The 16,960-nt window shown below is 41.8% G+C and carries 14 protein-coding genes, 2 tRNA genes and 1 rRNA gene; 12 read left to right on the top strand and 5 right to left on the bottom strand.

The features are described from left to right. The 6 genes from ACTNBF_RS14995 to ACTNBF_RS15020 form a co-directional block, all read left to right on the top strand. Positions 1-113 (top strand): 23S ribosomal RNA (locus ACTNBF_RS14995); the annotation flags it as partial. A 333-nt stretch (positions 114-446) separates the two neighbouring features. Then, on the top strand, positions 447-836 hold the full coding sequence (locus ACTNBF_RS15000; RefSeq protein WP_427820883.1) for a GrdX family protein: 390 nt from the start codon (positions 447-449) through the stop codon (positions 834-836). 115 nt (positions 837-951) lie between these two features. Next, positions 952-1,662 (top strand): TetR/AcrR family transcriptional regulator, encoded by a 711-nt coding sequence (locus ACTNBF_RS15005; protein ID WP_427807447.1) that lies wholly within the window; start codon positions 952-954, stop codon positions 1,660-1,662. Positions 1,663-1,940: 278 nt separating this feature from the next. Then, the gene (gene grdG, locus ACTNBF_RS15010) at positions 1,941-3,227 is read left to right on the top strand and encodes a sarcosine reductase complex component B subunit alpha (protein ID WP_441089586.1); all 1,287 of its coding nucleotides are present in this window, start codon (positions 1,941-1,943) and stop codon (positions 3,225-3,227) included. A gap of 19 nt (positions 3,228-3,246) precedes the next feature. Beyond that, positions 3,247-4,563, top strand: coding sequence for a sarcosine reductase complex component B subunit beta (gene grdF / locus ACTNBF_RS15015; RefSeq protein ID WP_427820880.1), 1,317 nt, complete (start codon positions 3,247-3,249; stop codon positions 4,561-4,563). A 169-nt stretch (positions 4,564-4,732) separates the two neighbouring features. After that, the gene (locus tag ACTNBF_RS15020) at positions 4,733-6,100 is read left to right on the top strand and encodes a sodium-dependent transporter (RefSeq protein ID WP_427820881.1); all 1,368 of its coding nucleotides are present in this window, start codon (positions 4,733-4,735) and stop codon (positions 6,098-6,100) included. A gap of 108 nt (positions 6,101-6,208) precedes the next feature. Here the strand turns inward: ACTNBF_RS15020 and pdaA are convergent, their stop codons facing one another. Beyond that, complete coding sequence (gene pdaA, locus ACTNBF_RS15025) at positions 6,209-7,030, bottom strand: delta-lactam-biosynthetic de-N-acetylase (RefSeq protein WP_441019056.1); 822 nt, start codon at positions 7,028-7,030, stop codon at positions 6,209-6,211. A 159-nt stretch (positions 7,031-7,189) separates the two neighbouring features. On the opposite strand from pdaA, the gene mgrA reads away from it, so the two are divergent. Together mgrA and ACTNBF_RS15035 are read left to right on the top strand one after the other, a co-directional pair. Further along, positions 7,190-8,188 (top strand): L-glyceraldehyde 3-phosphate reductase, encoded by a 999-nt coding sequence (gene mgrA / locus ACTNBF_RS15030; RefSeq protein WP_427807438.1) that lies wholly within the window; start codon positions 7,190-7,192, stop codon positions 8,186-8,188. Positions 8,189-8,360: 172 nt separating this feature from the next. Then, entirely contained in the window at positions 8,361-9,620 is a 1,260-nt protein-coding gene (locus ACTNBF_RS15035; RefSeq protein WP_441089587.1) for a Glu/Leu/Phe/Val family dehydrogenase, read from the top strand. A 92-nt stretch (positions 9,621-9,712) separates the two neighbouring features. On the opposite strand, the gene ACTNBF_RS15040 is transcribed toward ACTNBF_RS15035, so the two are convergent. The 3 genes from ACTNBF_RS15040 to ACTNBF_RS15050 form a co-directional block, all read right to left on the bottom strand. Further along, the gene (locus ACTNBF_RS15040; RefSeq protein WP_441089588.1) at positions 9,713-10,951 is read right to left on the bottom strand and encodes an amidohydrolase family protein; all 1,239 of its coding nucleotides are present in this window, start codon (positions 10,949-10,951) and stop codon (positions 9,713-9,715) included. Positions 10,952-11,050: 99 nt separating this feature from the next. Then, on the bottom strand, positions 11,051-11,677 hold the full coding sequence (locus ACTNBF_RS15045) for an SdpI family protein (protein WP_441027118.1): 627 nt from the start codon (positions 11,675-11,677) through the stop codon (positions 11,051-11,053). Further along, complete coding sequence (locus tag ACTNBF_RS15050) at positions 11,664-11,942, bottom strand: autorepressor SdpR family transcription factor (protein ID WP_427807432.1); 279 nt, start codon at positions 11,940-11,942, stop codon at positions 11,664-11,666. Before ACTNBF_RS15050 ends, ACTNBF_RS15045 begins: the two co-directional genes overlap by 14 nt. 187 nt (positions 11,943-12,129) lie before the next feature. Here ACTNBF_RS15050 and ACTNBF_RS15055 point away from each other — a divergent pair. Together ACTNBF_RS15055 and ACTNBF_RS15060 are read left to right on the top strand one after the other, a co-directional pair. Then, positions 12,130-12,200, top strand: a tRNA-Trp gene (locus ACTNBF_RS15055). Between the two features lie 262 nt (positions 12,201-12,462). Then, complete coding sequence (locus ACTNBF_RS15060) at positions 12,463-12,933, top strand: Lrp/AsnC family transcriptional regulator (RefSeq protein WP_441028399.1); 471 nt, start codon at positions 12,463-12,465, stop codon at positions 12,931-12,933. Positions 12,934-13,021: 88 nt separating this feature from the next. On the opposite strand, the gene ACTNBF_RS15065 is transcribed toward ACTNBF_RS15060, so the two are convergent. Then, a tRNA-Trp gene (locus tag ACTNBF_RS15065) sits at positions 13,022-13,092 on the bottom strand. Positions 13,093-13,628: 536 nt separating this feature from the next. On the opposite strand from ACTNBF_RS15065, the gene nrdD reads away from it, so the two are divergent. Together nrdD and ACTNBF_RS15075 are read left to right on the top strand one after the other, a co-directional pair. Further along, positions 13,629-15,818, top strand: coding sequence for an anaerobic ribonucleoside-triphosphate reductase (gene nrdD, locus ACTNBF_RS15070; RefSeq protein WP_441089589.1), 2,190 nt, complete (start codon positions 13,629-13,631; stop codon positions 15,816-15,818). Between the two features lie 27 nt (positions 15,819-15,845). Continuing rightward, entirely contained in the window at positions 15,846-16,823 is a 978-nt protein-coding gene (locus ACTNBF_RS15075; protein WP_441049574.1) for a hypothetical protein, read from the top strand. Positions 16,824-16,960 lie beyond the last annotated feature (137 nt).

Raw genomic sequence — 16,960 nt, forward strand, 5'->3', positions numbered from 1 at the left:
TATCCCTACGAAAGTAGTAAGACCCCTTGAAGACGACGAGGTAGATAGGGCAGAGGTGGAAGTGCAGTAATGCATGGAGCTGACTGTTACTAATCGGTCGAGGGCATAACCTGAGCAAACAGGCAAGAAGCGGAAAAGCATGAGTGGAAGAGACGGGGAGGATGCTTGCATCCGGAGCGGATCTTACAGGAATGGTTTCCGCGGAAAGTAAGTTTGAAATGGTAGGATAGGAAAGAAATGGATGGAGAGATAAAACTTTGTATGTGGTTTTGAAGGTACATAAAAAGAGATAGCTGCAGACTTTGGTGACAAGGTTTGCAGTTTTTTTCCATATAGGAATTTGATAATAAATTGACTTTTTTTGTTGCGGAATTTATAATTAATAAAGTCGCGTAGATATAAGATATTATAATAATTTAGAATAAAAATGAGAGGCAGGGATGACCATGTGGAATCCGGATAAGGCTATTATTATTACGAATAATGATAGGGTTTATGAGAAGTATAAAAAAGAAATGCAGGTGATTCTTTTAGATAGTTATGAAGATGTGTTGATTAAAACACGGGATATGGTTTACAATCGTCATATTCTGTTGACGCATCCACAGGCTTCCAGCCTGAAACCGAATCAGACGCCGTATCGTTCTGTTGTTGTTTATCCGAAGGGAGAAGAAGATAACATGAAGGATATCATGCTGATCGAGAAGTGTATCGAAACATACAGACAATGGCAGGAAATTGCACCGACACCGAAGAATTACGCAGAAAAAGTGGCAAATGATTTTAAGACAATTGATCTGTCTGTGATCGAGAATATAATCCCCAGAATTTCGTAATTGAAAACACGGCTGTAAGTATGGCTGTGCTCAAAAGTAAGTAGTGCGGGCAGAATCAGAGGATCTGCTTTGTGAGAGATTTACAATAGAATAAGAAAGGTAGAGTCTGCGTAACATGGAGCAACAGACGAAGAGTAATTATTTTAAAGGATTATCTAAGCGAGACTACATTGAAAAGGCATACGAGATTATACAAAATGAAGGAATTGCGGCAGTATCTATCCGAAGAATCGCTAAGGAAATGGGATGCTCCTCAGCAAGCATGTACCGGTATTTCGGCAATCTGACTGAATTATTATTTTATGCTGAGTTGAGGGAATTGCAAGGTTATATTAAGAGATTAAATGCAAGTGAAAAAAGATGGAAAAATGTATGGGATATTTATGTGGGGGTATGGGATTGCTATGCAAGAGAAGCATTTCAAAAACCTGAGGCATATGATTTGCTGTTTTTTAAGTATTCTAACATGAAACTGCAGAAGGTATTTAAAGAGTATTACGAAATGTTCCCTGAGGATATCGAGGATGCAAATCATATTTTTGCAGAGATGCTGTATGCTCCTAGTTTTGTAGGAAGAGATTTCCGGATGTGCAGAAGATGCATACGCGCAAATGCGATTAATTATTATGAAGCAATTCAGTTGAATCGTGTGGTCTGTATGACCTATAAGGGATATTTGAAAACGATTCTTGATGATGGTATTCGAGAAGAGCAGATCGAGGGAAGAGTGCGGGAATTTATTTCCGATGTAGATATGATTGTCATGAAATTGGCTAAAGATCTAAAAGGGTATAACGGATATTATTCAACGAAAAAGAACATATAAATTATAGGAAGACACAGCGTTATTACGTAGGCTGTGTCTTTTGCGTTATATGGAAAAAATGCACTATTGGGATGCAAATTAAAATGCTTAGTATGTGCAGAATTGTGAGCGATTATTCATAGAAAATATAAATATATCAATAATATCTATAAAAAAGCTTGAATGTTATCGCGATAAGTTGTATAATGTGGGCATAAGGTAAGCGGTAATAAGGTACGGAACACTTTTTTTTTACCCTTAAGTTATCGCGATTACAAATTTTAAAGGAGGGACCTAATATGAAATTGGAACTTGGTAAAATTGAAATTAATGATATCCAATTTGCTGACAGAACCTACATTGAGGATCATGTACTCTATGTAAACAAAGAAGAAGTAGAATCATTGGTTCTTGAAGATGACAAATTGATAGGATGCCACTTGGATATCGCAAGGCCAGGAGATTCAACGAGAATCACTCCGGTTAAGGACGTTATTGAGCCGCGTGTGAAGGTCAGCGGCGGAGAGATGTTTCCGGGGGTTATCGGAAAAGTTACACCGCCTGTTGGAGAAGGAAGAACACATGCACTGGACGGATGTTGCGTTGTAACTGTCGGAAGAATCGTTGGATTCCAGGAAGGTGTTATCGATATGAGTGGCGTTGCAGCTGATTACTGCCCGTTCTCTAAAACTGTTAATCTCTGTGTAGTAATTGAACCGAAAGAAGGGCTTGAGACACACGTTTATGAAAAGGCAGGACGTATGGCAGGACTTAAGGTTGCTACCTATATCGGAGAAGCTGGAAGAAATGTTGAACCAGACACGCTGGAAACTTACGAAACCAAGCCGATTTTCGAACAGGCTGCCGAGTATCCGGATCTGCCGAAGGTAGGTTATATTCATATGCTTCAGTCACAGGGACTGCTTCATGATACCTACTATTATGGCGTAGATGCGAAACAGTTTGTTCCAACATTTATGTATCCGACAGAGATCATGGACGGAGCAATCGTTTCCGGTAACTGCGTTGCTCCATGTGACAAGGTTACAACCTATCATCATTTACACAATCCGGTTATCGACGAATGTTACAAGCACCATGGAAAGGATATCAACTTCATGGGCGTTATCCTGACAAATGAGAACGTTTTCCTTGCAGATAAGGAAAGACATTCCGATATGGTAGCCAAGCTTTGCGAGTGGATGGGACTCGACGGTGTTCTGATCACGGAAGAAGGATATGGTAACCCGGATACAGACCTTATGATGAACTGCCGCAAGGTAGAACGTAAGGGTACAAAAGTTGTTTTGATTACAGACGAATTCCCAGGAAAAGATGGTAAATCTCAGTCACTTGCCGACACATGTGATGAAGCTACGGCACTTGCATCTTGCGGACAGGGAAATATGACTCTTCAGTTCCCGGCAATGGACAAGGTAATTGGCACTCAGGAGTATATCGAGAGCCAGATTGGCGGATGGGCTGGGTGTATTAACGAAGACGGTTCATTCGAAGCAGAGATTCAGATCATCATTGCATCTACGATTGCAAACGGCTTTAACAAGCTGGCAGCAAGAGGATACTAAGAAAGGGGGATCAGCAGTTATGGCAAAATATAGAATAGTTCATTACCTCAACCAGTTCTTTGCCGGAATTGGTGGAGAAGATAAAGCAGATTATCAGCCAGAAGTAAGAGAAGAGATCATTGGACCCGGACAGGCACTTGCATCAGGTCTTGGAGAAGATTATGAAATCGTTGCAACCGTTATCTGTGGTGACAACTACTTTGGAGAAAATCTTGATGCGGCAACTGATACGATCGTAGAGATGGTTAAGAAATATGAACCGGACGTATTTGTAGCAGGACCGGCATTCAACGCCGGGCGTTATGGAGTTGCTTGTGGAACAATTTGTAAGGCAATTGAAGAAAGACTTGGTATTCCGGTACTTTCCGGTATGTATATTGAAAACCCGGGGGCTGATATGTTCAAGAAGGACGTGATCCTTGTTGAGACGGGTAACTCAGCAGCTACGATGAGAAAAGCAGTTCCGAAGTTTGTCAATCTGATTCAGAAGATGGCGACAGGTGAGGAGATCCTTGGACCGAAGATTGAAGGATATCTGGAGAGAGGAATCCGTGTAAACTACTTTGCGGAGGAAAGAGGAGCTACACGTGGTATGAATATGCTGATCAAGAAGATGGCAGGAGAGCCGTTTGAAACAGATCTTCCGATGCCGAAATTTGACCGTGTACCGCCTGCAGAACCGATCAAAGATATAAAACATGCTAAAATCGCTCTGGTTACTTCCGGTGGTATCGTTCCACAGGGCAACCCGGATCATATCGAATCCTCCAATGCAACCAAGTTCGGCACTTATTCAATTGAAGGTATGGACAGCATGTCACCGGATGATTTCACAACTATCCACGGAGGATACGACAGACAGTTCGTTATGGCGAATCCGAACCTGGTAGTTCCGCTTGATGTTATGCGCGAACTGGAAAAAGCAGGAGAATTCGGAGAACTGTTGAATTACTTCTGTACCACAACCGGTACCGGTACAGCGACAGGATCTGCTGCAAAATTTGGTGATGCGATCGGACAGAAATTTATCGAGGATCATGTTGACGGTGTTATCCTCGTCAGCACATGAGGTACCTGTACACGTTGCGGTGCAACGATGGTTAAAGGTATTGAAAAATACGGTATTCCGGTCGTTCATATGGCTACAGTAGTTCCGATTTCCAAGACAATCGGTGCGAACAGAATTATCCCGGGCGTAGGTATTCCATATCCGTTAGGAGATCCTACACAGGGTGAAGGTGATTCTAAGAAGATTCGTGAAAGATTGGTTAGAAGAGCACTGAAAGCGCTTCAGACTCCGGTTACGGATCAGACTGTTTTTGAAAAAGACATTTAATACAATAGAATATTGTGTGCCTTTAGACGTAGCCCGGAACGGGCTGCGCCTAAAGGTGTTAAGTAATTTACAATTATTGGGCTTTGCCGGTAACAAAGCCCAACAGATATATCATAACATATCTGACACAAAATGAGAATAATAATTTCTCATGGAAGGAGAGTGTTTTATGAGCAATAATAATAACGGACAGCCTGCACAATGGAATTCAAGGTTCGGATATATCATGGTTGCGGCGGGGGCGGCCATTGGACTCGGTAACATTTGGAAATTCCCATATCTGGCTTACAGAGGCGGCGGCGGTATTTTCCTGATTACATATATTATTATCATCATCCTGATGGCACATCCGATGGTAGAGATGGAAACGGCAATCGGTCGTTTCGGAAAATCCGACACGGTTACTGTATACGAGAAGATTAATAAAAAATGGGGATTTGTAGGCTGGATCGCAAATATCTGTACGATCGGTATCAATATGTTCTACGTAGTAGTAGGCGGCTGGGTACTGAAATACGCGGCACAGTTTATTTTCAGCGGTGATTTCGGTGAAGACACAAGTTCTTTCTTTAATGGCTTTATCAGTGAACCGGTTGAACCTTTGATCTGGTCAACAATTCTGCTCGCTTTTACTTGCTTTTTGTTACTGTTTGGTATTACGGAAATTGTTGAAAAAGTTACGAAAGTCATTATGCCTGCACTGTTTGTAATTCTGATTTTCTGTGCCGTTTATGCATGTGCGGTTACACCAGGTGCAGTAGAAGGACTTAAGTACTATCTGCTCCCGGATTTCAAGAATTTCAACTTTAAGGTATTTGCTGATGCGGCGACTCAGGTACTGTTCTCAGTTGGTATTGGCTGGGGTATCTTTACGACTTTAGGTGCAAACATTCCGGATTCCAATAATCTGAAGAGCGATGCTATTTTGGTCAGCGTTTGTGATACAATGGCAGCGATCCTTGCCGGTTTTGTAGTTATTCCTACTGCGTTTGCAGGAGGAATGGAAGTTTCTAAGGGACCGGCTCTGCTGTTCGACGTTATGGCAGGTATCTACGGTAAGCTTCCGGGCGGAAGACTGATCGGTTCAGCTTTCTTTATTGGCGTAGCATTTGCAGTACTTTCTTCTTTGTTCACATTCTTTGAGATTTCTATCAGAACATTCGAAGAAAAATTGAAAATGGGACGTAAGAAAGGTATCATCGTATTTGCAATCATCGTACTTATTGGTAACATTTTTGTATCTCTTGGATTTGGTCCACTTTCTAACTTCAAGCTTCCGTGGCCGAGCTTCCAGGGTATTGAGATGTACGGTCTGTATGACTGGCTTGACTGCTTCACCGGTTACTTATTACTTCCTCTTGGCTGCTTACTTACCTGTATTTTCGTTGCGAAAATCTGGGGATTTGAAGGGTATGAGAAAGAATTATATAAGAACACCGACCACAAGTTAAGTAAATTTGATAAGGCTCTCACAGTAGTAGTTATTCCGTTGTTTATGGTTATCGTTCTTTTGAACGTATTTGGCTTCCTTGGATAATTGACATAATTAATCATATAGCCCTCTGGTAACTCACCAAAAGGGACGAGGCATTCTATGTGCCGCGTCCCTTTTGGCAGTTTTCTGTTCATACTGTATTATTGCCTTTTAAGCTGAAGAAGATATCAAATCTTCCAGTGATTTGAAGGAGTATCCCATTTCTTCCCATTTTGTCAGGAGTTCATCGAGAATCTGGGCATTGGTGGAAGAAGTGCTGTGCAGGAGCACGATTGCACCCGGATGAATGCGGGAAAGGAGCTTGTCGAAAGCGTCTTCTTTTGACGGTTGTTGATTTTCATACCAGTCTACGTAGGCGAGACTCCAGAAAAATGTTTTGTAGCCCATATCTTTGGCCATCTGAAGATTGCTCTCGCTGTATTTCCCCTGTGGGGGTCTGTAGTATTTGGTCATTTCTTCGCCTGTGATTTCTTTATACAATTCTTCTACGGATTGCACTTCTTCGGCAAAGGCTTCTTTTGAGGAAATCTGGGACATATCTTTATGATGATATGTATGATTTCCAACGGTGTGCCCTTCTTCTGTCATTCGAAGAATCAAATCCTTATTATTTTCCAGATAAGTACCGACAACGAAGAAAGTAGCGGGGACCTGGTGCTTTTTGAGTGCATCGAGAATCGGCGCGGTGTTTCCATTTTCATAACCGGCATCGAAGGTAAGGTATATGACTTTTTCGTCCGTATTTTCAGCGTAATATGCGTCGTAAACGGCAAGTTCGTCATATGTAGCATTGGCTACGGGCGGTTCTCCTTCTTCCTGAAAACTCAGTCCCCAGTTTCCTTCGGAAGAGGTGGTGACAGTTTCGGGAAAATATAGCTCTTTCAGTCTGGCGGCTCCGATGCCTGTGAGGAAAGAAAGGCAAAGAATAGAGCAGACAAGGAGAGAACGCTTTATAAGTGATTTGGAAAGCATAATAACTCCAAAGTATATTTTTAAGAAAATATATGTGAAAGTATTTGCGAAAAGAAGCGTCAAAGCTGGACTTTCGGAAGAAAAAGCGATATGATAACGTTGTTTGTGCATTTTATATGCTGACTGAATTTACAGAAACGGATTGAAGGAGGAATGAGTATGGCATATATGGCAAATGAAGAACGATATCAGATTATGAAATACAACAGGTGCGGAAAGAGTGGCTTGATGCTTCCGATGGTTTCTCTTGGCTTATGGCACAATTTTGGAAGCAATGCCAGCATGGACAATATGAAAGCGATGTGTTTCAAGGCATTTGATCTTGGCATCACGCATTTTGATTTGGCAAATAATTATGGGCCTGAGATTGGAAGTGCTGAATATAATTTCGGGAAGATCCTGCATGAAGACTTGTATCCATACCGGGATGAACTTATCATCAGTACCAAAGCGGGATATAAGATGTGGGAAGGGCCTTATGGCGACGGGGGAAGCCGTAAGTACCTGATTGCAAGTGTAGATCAAAGCCTCAGACGCATGGGACTGGAGTATGTAGACATTTTTTATCATCACAGGATGGATCCGAAAACGCCGTTGGAAGAGACGATGGAAGCGTTGAATACGATCGTTAAAAGCGGTAAGGCACTCTATGCAGGGATTTCGAATTATGACGGACCGACGATGGCGAGAGCGGTGGAAATTCTGGAGGAGCTTAAGTGCCCGTTTGTGATCAATCAGAACCGCTATTCTATTTTTGACCGTACGATTGAATTAAATGGCCTGAAGAAAACGGCGAAAAGAATGCGGAAAGGTATTATTGCATTCAGCCCGCTTGCCCAGGGACTTCTGACAGACCGTTATCTGAACGGTATTCCGGAAAACAGCCGTATTCGCGCTGACGGACGGTTTCTGACAGAGGCGGCACTCACACCGGAGCGACTGGAACAGATCAGGGCGCTGAATGAGATCGCTGCCGGAAGAGGACAGACTCTCGCGCAGATGGCACTGAGCTGGGTACTGAAGGATGAGGACGTGACGAGTGTGCTGATCGGTGCATCGAGTCCGGAGCAGATTGAAGAGAATGTAGGAATAATCAATCAGACGGGATTTACGGAAAATGAACTGGCTGAGATCGACAGAATCAGTCTGAGAAGTTAAATACTTTATTCTTTTAAGTATAAGCCGGGTTGTCTTTCGAAATTTAAGTGTATAAACAGAAAAAAAGAAATATTCTTGTCTTAGCCAAGGCGTATTGACTTCTGGAGGGTTTCGTTCTACCATTGCATTCAGTTGATGCGCACAACCAATCAGCAGCCAAGGAGAGAATAAAATGGCACAGGCTTATGACCCATATACAAACGTAATTCATACTATGACAAAAGCAATGGAAATTGGTCATATTGACCAGTCTATGTTTGAGATTCTGAAAAATCCACAGCGGGAAACCAAAGTATATCTTCCGATTGAGATGGATGATGGGAGTGTTAGAGTGTTTGAAGGATATCGAGTTCAGCATTCCAATATACGCGGACCGTTCAAAGGAGGCATTCGATATCACCAGACCTGTGATTTGAACGAGGTGAAGGCACTTGCAACGTGGATGACCCTGAAGTGTGCAGTGGCAGATATTCCATACGGTGGGGCGAAGGGCGGCATTCAGGTTGATCCGGGAACTTTATCGGAGAGAGAATTGCGAAGACTTACCAGGCGATATATATTTGCAATAGCACCAATTATTGGCGCGGATACAGATATTCCGGCTCCTGATGTGAATACCAATCCACAGACCATGGCATGGGTTCTGGACACATACAGTCAGTTAAAAGGACATCCGTGCCCGGGAGTTGTAACCGGAAAGCCGGTTGAACTTGGAGGATCAAGAGGAAGAAATTCAGCAACAGGAAGAGGAGTTGTTATCAGTGCGAAACTGCTGCTTACTCTGGAAGGAAAGACATTGGAAGGAACGACTGTGGCAATACAGGGAATGGGAAATGTCGGTGCCAATGCAGCAAGAATCTTCTATCACAGGAAAGCAAAAGTCATTGCCATCAGTGATGTATCAGGCGGACTTTACTGTGAGGAGGGATTGGACATTGATGCGATTTCACTCTATTTGAATCAGGGTGGGAAATTACTGAAGGACTACGGTGCACCTGGAGTTACACATATTACAAATGAAGAGGTGCTGACATGTAAATGCGATGTTTTGGTACCGGCTGCGCTGGAAAATCAGATTACAGAAGCAAATGCTGGAAAATTGCAGTGTGGCTGTATTGTGGAGGCGGCAAATGGCCCGACAACAGAAGGGGCAGATGATGTGTTGGAAAAACGGGGAATCACCTTGATTCCGGACATCTTTGCAAACAGCGGAGGAGTCATTGTCTCTTATTTTGAATGGGTTCAGAATATTCAGGAACTGACATGGGAACGAGATCAGGTAAATGAAATGCTTGAAAAACTGATGTCAAAATCTTTTCAAGAAATTTTGAATGTTACAGAAGAATGTCATTGCAATTTCAGAATGGCGGCTTATATTGTAGCATTGAGAAAGCTGGTATTTGCGGAAAAAATGAAAGGGATTTTTCCGTAAAATGAAGGGAAAAGAAAAACGAGAGGAGAATGGCGGTGTAAATATCCTCAATTACACCGCCATTCTTTCTTTATTTATCAGTAAAAATGGAATTACATAAATGTATTGGCAGTCCCTACATAACGGATTCCATTTTCAAAAACACGTTTACCGCCCAGGGTGACGAACTTCACATCGTTCAGACAGGTGATATCTTTGCTTGCATCTCCACTTACGACCAGAAGGTCTGCGTCAAGTCCTTCTTTAATGAGGCCGCGCTGGTTTTCAAAGCCGAGTACTTTGGCGGGATTCGAAGTTGCAGTTTGAATGGCCTGTAACGGAGTGATTCCGTATTCCACCATATACTGAAGTTCTCTTGGAAGAGGCAGTAGTGGTGAGCCGTAAACGACCATGTCGGTTCCGGCAAGAACCGTGACACCGGTATCATAGAATTTTTTGAAATTATCCCTGTAAGCTTTGTAGGCAGGTTCAAAATATTCCCAGTTTGCCATTTCCTTCTGCATGACCGGATCATTTACCGGTTTGCCTGCATTTTCTTCCAGATTCTTTTTCGTGATTTCATATAAATAAGTATAGGCCATGATGGTTGGAGTCCAGGCGATTCCCTTCTCTGCCATCTGCTGTACCTGCTCGTAGGTTAAAAAGGTTCCGTGTTCGATGGTATCAAATCCGGCGTCGATGCTCATCTGAATGCCCGGCTGTGTTCCGGCGTGGATTCCACATTTGATCCCTCTTCTGTGACATTCGTCAGCGGCAGCATTTAACTCTTCCTGCGTATACTCGGGAGTACTGCTGCGATGTGTGGTGAGGATCTTGATCCATTGTGCTCCGTCACGAACCTGACGGCGGATCTCCTTGCGAATCTCCCATGGCCCGTCTACCTGGGCAATATCATCGTCCCATCCGTGCCCGCCTGTCATGCACATACCGTTGTCGACATGTGTGATTCTCGGAATTGTGATAAATCCTTTCTCTGCCGCGAGATTCAGGGTTGCACAGAGCTTCCGCGCGGAAGTCATATCACGCACGCTGGTGATACCGCGCTCAAATGCGGCCTGTGCGTGCTGCAGAGCAAATAACGTGATCAGTTGGTCATTGTAATTGAAGCTGTCCGGCTGTGAGAACCAGTAGCCGAGATGCACGTGCATATCGCAAAGCCCCGGTAAAAGGGTGGCATCGCCATAGTCCTTCACTTCTTTTTCCGGAAATTCCGCGATGAGTGCTTCTTTCGGCCCGATTTTTCGGATCGTTCCATTTTCAACAGCAACGGCTTTATCTTCCAGTACCGTCTTGCCATCGCCGGTAATGAGATGTTTTGCGCAAATAATCATGATTTTATTCCTGCCTTTATTTTTAGTTTCATGACTCAAGTATAACATCTGCCGGGTAAGATATCCAGATGGATTTCATCTTGTATTTCTTCTTGCAGATTAATCGCCTTTTTTGTAAAGAACAAAAGAAAAGATCATAGGAACCACTGCCAGAGGAATCAGGAGCAATACGGTGAGAATCGGAAATCCGAAAAGTCCGAAGAATATCATAAGAATTCCTCCGATGATCCAGAGATATCCTGCGAGATGGTGTGTCTTATTCCAGTTTTCCTCGCTGGCGAGAGTCCATGGAATCTTGATTCCTATGGTGTAATTCTGGCGGCATTTTGGAAGGTAGTTGCCGCAAATAGTGAAGATAATTCCGACCATAATCATGGCAATCTTATCGATGGGAAGCTCATGCCCCATATTGATAAGGAGGGATGCCGGTACCATGATTAAAGAAAGCACAGGAATACACCATTTTCCAAGTAATTTGATCGCGGGAGCGGAATTGTTGTTTCGTGGGTCATGATCCAGGCCTACATGGACAACAATATTGAGAACAGCCATCAGGAGTGGAAGACCGAAAGCACCAATAAGTCGCGGTGCATATCCGTTCGGCTCATTATTTGGTCCCCAGTGTATCGCCATCTGTTCCGGCAGACGGGTGTAAACTGCAGCGGAGAAAATCATGGGCAGCAGACAGAGCAGTGTAGTAAGGATCAGAGTCTTATTTTTTTTCATCAGAAACACCTCCAAATTGTGAAAACCAAAGCATCATTTCTTCAAATACGGATACATTGATTTCATAATAAATGTAATTCTTGTAGCGGGACTCGAAAACCAGTCCGGCTTTTTTGAGTTGTGATAAGTGATAGGAAATTGTAGCATTGGTCATATCAAAATTTTCCGCAATCTCGCCGGCGGACTTTTTGCCGTCCTTAAGCAGGACGAGGATCTCCCGGCGGACCGGATCAGATAATGCTTTAAACGTATCTGCGAACGCCAAATGATCACCTCCAATTGGTATAAGCATTTAGAAATATTTCTAAATAGAATATATCATGAAGAAACCATAAAATCAACATCTATTTAGATAAAAATCTAAATAGGTAATTTGGAAATTATTATTGACAAAAGTGTCTGTTCATGATATAAATATCAAGTAGCCTTTTTTGAGGTAAATAATTGAATATAGGGGATTGGTCAAATGGTATGACAGGAGTCTCCAAAACTCTTAGCGGGAGTTCGATTCTCTCATCCCCTGTCAGATAAAGCACTGATAATGTTGAACTTGTAACATTTAAGTGCTTTTTTGTTTGTTAGATAAAAAAATTGTGTTCGTGAAAAAGAGTATGAAGGAAATACTTTATTGACAGAATAATTGATGGATGTTATCATACAGAATATTAACGAATATTTGCACAAAGATGTACTTTGCTATAAAAGCAGTACATCTTTTTTCTTTTCCCAAGATATAACAAGGATTAGACACTACAGAACTTAAAATCGACTGGAGGCAAAAACTTATGAAAAATCATGAATTAGATTCTGTTGATCACACAATTTTAAATATCTTACAACAAAATGCCAAGCTTCCACTTAAAGAGATTGCGGAAAATGTTTATTTATCTGTACCTGCAGTGTCGGCAAGAATCGAAAAAATGGAAAAAGAAGGTTATATCACAGGGGATCAGGCACAGGTAAATCCTATTGCATTGGGTTACCATATCAAAGCTTTGATTAATCTTGAGGTTCCTCCGGAAGAGAAAAGTGTATTTTATCCATATATCAAAGAATGCTTAAATGTCGTTGAATGCAACTGTGTAACCGGAGAGTATTCTATGGTGCTGGAAGTATTATTTCCAAGCACCGTGGAGCTTGATAAGTTTATCGGTGAATTGCAACGCTTTGGAAGAACTAAAACCCTTATAGTTTTTTCAACTTCTGTGGAACATAGAGGAATTCCGGCAAACCCGAATGAGATAGTACGTGAATGATCTTTTTTTGTAAGAGAAAGTAAAATAATCATTGTATCAAAAAAGCACTAAATACGCTGAACCGCAACATATTTAGTGCTTTATCTGACAGGGGATGAGAGAATCGAACTCCCGCTAAGAGTTTTGGAGACTCCTGTCATACCATTTGACCAATCCCCTATGTATTGAATTGATTTGCGTGAAATCATACTGTATTCTTATACCATAGTTTGTAATATCTGTCAATCAATATCTTTGAAAATAGAGTGCCGGGAAGTAAAAAAATAATGGGAGTGAAAGTTGAGGTTTACGTGCTAATCTGTAATTATTTTGTTTTAGAACGTAGTGGTTGGGGAGTATTACGTTTTGTTTTCAATTTGTTGCTGTATTCGCTATACTAGTATATCGGCTTGGTCATTAAGCTGAATTAAGATAATCAGAAAATAATGTATTTCATTTCGAAGTTCTTGAGTTGTATATGTACGTTGGTAGACACCGATATAATTGGCAGAAATTATTTTTGATTCAAAGATAAGAGTTGCAATTTTCTGAAAAAATGTGGAAATGAAGAATTTTAAAAATATGGCGATTTGCTCTTTTATTTTGCCATGGATTGGTGTATGATAGATAACGTAGCCACCAAATATAGTGGAGAAACGCAAAAGTGACGCAACATTTGGTAGATGTTGATAGGGGTTAAAGGTAAGGAGAAATATATGGATACAGTAGTAAAAACAAGGGTTATCAAGAGGAATGGGGAAGAAGTATCATTTGATCAGACTAAGATTGTGAATGCGATTGAGAAGGCTAATCAGGAGATTGCACCGATTCATCAGATGAATCAGCATCAGATTCTGGCGATCGCAGATACCATTGCTCAGAAGGCAGAAGAGATGACACATGCTGTTCATGTGGAAGATATACAAGATATGGTAGAGACCGGAATTATGGAGATGCGTGGGTATGAGGTGGCGCAGAAGTACGTGCGCTATCGTTATAAGAGAGAACTGACTCGTAAGTCCAATACTACAGATAATGGAATTCTGTCTCTTCTGGAACACATGAATGAAGAAGTGAAGCAGGAAAATTCGAATAAGAATCCGGTCATCAATTCGACACAGAGAGATTATATGGCAGGAGAAGTAAGTAAGGATCTGACTCGCCGTGTCCTTTTGCCGGAAGAGATTGTACGTGCACATGAAGAAGGAATCATCCATTTCCATGATATGGATTATTTTGCACAGAAGGAACATAACTGTGATCTGATCAACCTGGAGGATATGCTTCAGAACGGAACGGTGATCAGCGAAACGATGATTGAGAAACCGCACAGCTTTTTTACTGCTTGTAATGTCACCACACAGATCGTAGCACAGGTAGCCAGCAACCAGTATGGCGGACAGTCATTTACACTGTCTCATCTGGCACCGTTTGTGGATGTGAGCCGTCAGAAAATCCGTAAGAGTGTGATTGAGGAGAGAATGGAATCCGGTGAATCACTGGATGAAGGAATCATCAAAAAAGTGACAGAGCGTCGTCTCCGTGAGGAAGTGAAGAGCGGAATCCAGACGATCCAGTATCAGCTGATCACGCTGATGACCTGTAACGGACAGGCACCGTTTGTGACTATGTTCATGTATCTGGATGAGGTCCCGGAAGGACAGACCAGAGATGACCTTGCGATGATCATTGAAGAAGTACTGATCCAGCGTATGCAGGGAGTTAAAAATGAGAAGGGTGTCTGGATCACTCCGGCTTTCCCGAAACTGATCTATGTGCTGGATGAGGATAATATCACAGAAGAATCCAAGTACTGGTATCTGACAGAACTGGCAGCAAAATGTACCGCAAAACGTATGGTTCCGGATTACATTTCCGCAAAGAAGATGCGAGAACTGAAGCAGGGCGATGTGTACACCTGTATGGGATGCCGTTCTTTCCTGACGGTAGAAGATTCTCAGCGCAATCCGGATGGAAGCCACAAATACTACGGAAGATTTAATCAGGGAGTTGTGACGATCAATCTTGTAGACGTTGCATGTTCTTCCGAAGGGGATATGGATAAATTCTGGGAAATCCTGGATGAGAGACTGGAGCTTTGCCACAGAGCGCTCCGCTGCCGTCATGAACGTCTGCTTGGTACTGTTTCAGACGTGGCTCCGATCCTCTGGCAGCATGGAGCACTGGCCAGACTGAAAAAGGGAGAGAAGATCGACAAACTGCTTTATAACGGATATTCAACGATTTCACTGGGCTATGCAGGACTTTATGAAATGTGTGTGCGCATGCTCGGCAAATCACATACAGATCCGGAGGCGAAGCCATTTGCACTGGCTGTTATGCAGAGACTGAATGATAAATGTAAAGAGTGGAAAGAGGCAGAAAACATCAGTTATTCTGTTTACGGAACACCGATGGAATCTACAACCTACCGCTTTTCAAAATGCCTGCAGCGCCGGTTTGGAATCATTCCGGGTGTGACGGATAAGAATTATATTACGAACAGCTACCATGTTCATGTAACCGAACAGATTGATGCATTCCAGAAGCTGAAATTCGAATCCGATTTCCAGAAATTATCACCGGGCGGGGCAATCAGCTATGTGGAAGTTCCGAACATGCAGAATAACATTCCGGCAGTTCTTACAGTTATGAAATTTATTTATGACAATATTATGTACGCGGAACTGAATACCAAGAGTGATTTCTGCGAATGCTGCGGATATGACGGAGAGATCCAGATCGAAGAAGATGAGACAGGAAAACTGATCTGGAGATGCCCGAACTGTGGTAATACCAATCAGGATAAGCTCTTTGTGGCAAGAAGAACCTGTGGATATATCGGAACGCAGTTCTGGAATCAGGGACGTACACAGGAGATTAAGGACAGGGTGCTGCATTTGTAAATAAGAAATGATTAAAAGGAATTTACTATGAAAAAAAGATATTTTTTGAAGATGCTGCTATTTATGATTTTAGGTATGGTAATTTTGCCTGGATGTACAAAGTCGCAGGTGCTGAAAGGGAAGAGTGAAGAAGAACAACTGGAAAAGCAAAAAGAGAAATCACCTTATTATTTTTCATTTACCGTCACAAAAGAAGAAGGAAATAAGTTGAATACTTATAATTATATTTCTGATTTTGAGACGAAGACGATAGATGAAAAGTCGAAGATTCCTTACACCTCCCAATATCCTTTGACTGTATACTTAGATTCAAAGGATGAGGTATATTACACATACCGAGAAGATGGAGCAGGCGATGATGAGATTTATCGAAAGAAGTGCGGAAGTTTGAACGGGAACCGGTTGACAGATTCTTTATTTGCCGTTAATTATATTTTCCCATTTGCAGATAGAGTATATCTAGTAGCTGTTGAAAATGGAACAAGGGCGATGGGCTTGTTTAAGCTTGAAAATGGAGAAATATGCAGGATGCTGAAGGATGAGGATGCATTTGTATGGCAGGTGAATTACAATTCTGATATAGAGAAAATTGTATTCAATACATATTCCCAGTCGGAATTTGATGAGAAGATGGCAAATAATATGGGAGAAGAATCTTTTGGTGTGAATACGATTTATGAGATGGATTTAGAAACAGAAAGAATCCAGAAGATTGCAGATGTAGAGGCGGGATATATGACAGCAATTGTATTAGATTCTTCTGGTGACATTTATTATCAAATAGGAGATTGGTACAAACTGAAAAATGGAAAATCCCAGAAATCGACTGTCTTTGAGGAATTGGAGATAGATAAACTGATTTCCATGCAAAATAGTAAAGTGTATTATATTTCATATGAATCGGAAATTATAGGTTATGACTTAGAAACCGGAGAGAAAGAATCATTTTATACCCTAAAAGAGAAAAATGCAGCAATAAATAATGCGGTGTTATTGAGAAGATAAAGTATACGATATCGAATCATAATTATTAACTAAGACTTCCCATACCCAAAATGGGCTTCGTACCTTGAAAACTCAATATTTCAGCTAACAAAATAGCGATTTATGCTTTAGCTGCCCACGAATCAAGTGCATTTTGC

The organism is Bariatricus sp. HCP28S3_A4 (assembly GCF_052066395.1).
Classification (GTDB): Bacteria; Bacillota; Clostridia; order Lachnospirales; family Lachnospiraceae; genus Allocoprococcus.

Excerpts from the sequence above, each read along its gene's own strand:
- ACTNBF_RS15000 (WP_427820883.1), top strand. The coding sequence starts at position 447 with ATGTGGAATCCGGATAAGGCTATTATTATTACGAATAATGATAGGGTT.
- ACTNBF_RS15005 (WP_427807447.1), top strand. The coding sequence starts at position 952 with ATGGAGCAACAGACGAAGAGTAATTATTTTAAAGGATTATCTAAGCGA.
- grdG (WP_441089586.1), top strand. The coding sequence starts at position 1,941 with ATGAAATTGGAACTTGGTAAAATTGAAATTAATGATATCCAATTTGCT.
- ACTNBF_RS15020 (WP_427820881.1), top strand. The coding sequence starts at position 4,733 with ATGAGCAATAATAATAACGGACAGCCTGCACAATGGAATTCAAGGTTC.
- pdaA (WP_441019056.1), bottom strand. The coding sequence starts at position 7,030 with ATGCTTTCCAAATCACTTATAAAGCGTTCTCTCCTTGTCTGCTCTATT.
- mgrA (WP_427807438.1), top strand. The coding sequence starts at position 7,190 with ATGGCATATATGGCAAATGAAGAACGATATCAGATTATGAAATACAAC.
- ACTNBF_RS15035 (WP_441089587.1), top strand. The coding sequence starts at position 8,361 with ATGGCACAGGCTTATGACCCATATACAAACGTAATTCATACTATGACA.
- ACTNBF_RS15040 (WP_441089588.1), bottom strand. The coding sequence starts at position 10,951 with ATGATTATTTGCGCAAAACATCTCATTACCGGCGATGGCAAGACGGTA.
- ACTNBF_RS15045 (WP_441027118.1), bottom strand. The coding sequence starts at position 11,677 with ATGAAAAAAAATAAGACTCTGATCCTTACTACACTGCTCTGTCTGCTG.
- ACTNBF_RS15060 (WP_441028399.1), top strand. The coding sequence starts at position 12,463 with ATGAAAAATCATGAATTAGATTCTGTTGATCACACAATTTTAAATATC.
- nrdD (WP_441089589.1), top strand. The coding sequence starts at position 13,629 with ATGGATACAGTAGTAAAAACAAGGGTTATCAAGAGGAATGGGGAAGAA.
- ACTNBF_RS15075 (WP_441049574.1), top strand. The coding sequence starts at position 15,846 with ATGAAAAAAAGATATTTTTTGAAGATGCTGCTATTTATGATTTTAGGT.